General features: G+C 68.1%; 2 protein-coding genes. Both read left to right on the forward strand.

Annotated elements, in window-relative coordinates:
- The first annotated feature begins 1,410 nt into the window (after positions 1–1,410).
- A complete protein-coding gene (locus M3Q23_10700; GenBank protein ID MDP9342535.1) occupies positions 1,411–1,686 on the forward strand; it encodes a GlsB/YeaQ/YmgE family stress response membrane protein in 276 nt (91 codons plus the stop codon).
- Between the two features lie 234 nt (positions 1,687–1,920).
- The coding region (locus tag M3Q23_10705) for a CsbD family protein (protein ID MDP9342536.1) at positions 1,921–2,086 on the forward strand (166 nt) is incomplete at its 3' end.

The raw sequence follows: 2,086 nt of genomic DNA on the forward strand, positions 1-2,086 counted from the left end.
ACGCTGTGGGTCGTCGACCCGGCCCTGCTCACCGTGGTCGTCACAGTTCACTTCCAGGGCCAGCCGGCGGCCCTCGGGAGTGATGGTCGCTCGGTGTGGGTGTTGGTGCGGTGAGCTCGGCGTCCCGAGCGGGACTACAACGGGGAGCGGGTCATGCTGGGGCCGCACATTGTGCTCGGCATTGGATCACCGGACACCTGCGCGCGCATCTACTTGTACTTGGACAAGGAACGGCACCGAGTCGTGGTCGGACACGTGGGCAGGCACTTGCCCGACTCCACCGCATAGTGACCTCCACGTGGCCACTCGTTGCACCGGACTGCCGGCGTCCGGTTGACTTGTCGGGTGCCAGATCCGACCGGCGACTCGCCCACGAAGGGCCCGTTAGGGGCACCTCGGCATGACGGATAGCAGTCACCGCGCCTCTTCATTCTTGGAAGGCCGCTCTGGCGGAAGATCCTGGACCGCGCCGGGAGGGGGCCGAGGGGCTTTCAAGTCTACGAGGCTGTACCTGGGGCTAGGCGATAACCCCCTTGAGGTCGCGGTCGGCGAGTCGATAGCTCGCCCTAACGTCACAGATATCCGCCGACTTTGGGAACGCAGGCACGGAAACCGCCCGAGCCCGCTCCTGCTGGTAGCGCTCTATCCCCACGGCTCAGAGACTCGAGCCGCCGTGTGCGGCCCAGTCGGGGCCACCCCACCGGTCTTCGCCGACCTCGATCCGGGTCAGATCGAGCGTCTCGCCGGTGCGAGTCCGGTCGGAGTAGCTGCCAGGAGGCTCCGTAGCAGGCTGCCGGCGTCGGGGGGAAACGCCCGGTGTCGAAGCGCAGCGTCGAAAGCCCCATCGGGGGGAGCAACCGGCCAGCCCGCAGCATGACGCGAACTCTGCAGCCTCGTGAGGTTAGCCCGGAAGGGACAAGGGAGAGCCGAGCCGCTCGACTCACGGCGAAGGCCACGGAAGGCGCCGAAGACCTGGAGGAGCAGGCGCCGAGGAACTCCCCGGGGTAGGGGAGGCGGGATGGCCGGAGGGTGCACACGGGAACTGGGGAGGGCCCTCACCGGCCCCGGCCGCTGCGAGGCCGGGAGGAGGCCGGGCGTATAACCGACCAACGGGAAGTCGCCCGGATGCCGGCGGGCCGTCGGATGGGGTCGTAGTACCGGAGATGGCCGGGACAGCACAACCCGACCGGAGGGAAGGACCCCTGCCCCATCACGCGCTTGGAAAACAGGGAAAGGTCGGGGCCTCGATGAGCAGCGTGACCAGCTCGGTGACCCGGAAGAACCGGACACGGTAGCCCCGGGCGCAGGCGGCCGCCGAAAGGCCGATCGCCAGATGGCTCTTGCCGACTGTCCCGCCGGAAGCCGTGGGTATGGTCTCGAGTGCGTCCCCGACGTCAGGAGGAGGAGACGATGGAGGCGGCCTTCGACATCACCGTGGGCGAGATCCTGCTGTACCTCGTCGCGGGGCTCGTGATAGGTCTGCTGGCCAGGCTGCTGGTCCCTGGTAAGCATCACATGAGCATCACCGCCACGATCGTCCTTGGCGTGGTGTCCGCGATCATCGGCGGACTGATCTGGAACGCGATCTTCCCCGACAACGACGGCATCGCGTGGATCGGCTCGATCATCGTCGCCGTGGTCCTTGTCATGGTGTACTCGCGTCTTGCGGCACGCCGCGGCGCCTAGCGGCGGCGACCCGACTAGGCGGCCCGCGAATGCCCCTAGGGCCCGAGGGCTCGGCCGTTTCCGACGATGGGCTACGTCCACGTCCCGGACTGGGGCAGGCGGTCCCTGCGCGCGAGGAACCTGGGCGTGGATGAGTCCGTCAACCGACTGACTTCGGGTGCGACACACCGACGGATGCCGCCGCGTTTGGCTCGCGCCCAGCGTGGGGTACGCTGGGGGCGGAGGTGGTAGAAGATGGCTGGGGGCAAGACGCAGGCCAAGGGCAAGGCGAATAAGATCGCCGGCAGCGTGAAGAAGGCCGTGGGCAAGGCAACCAAGAACCGGAGCCTGGAGGCCAAGGGCGCCGTGCAGAAGGCGAAGGGCTCGGTGCAGGACACCGCCGGCAACCTCACCCGCAAGG

The sequence above is a fragment of the Actinomycetota bacterium genome (assembly GCA_030774015.1).
Lineage (GTDB): Bacteria > Actinomycetota > UBA4738 > UBA4738 > JACQTL01 > JALYLZ01.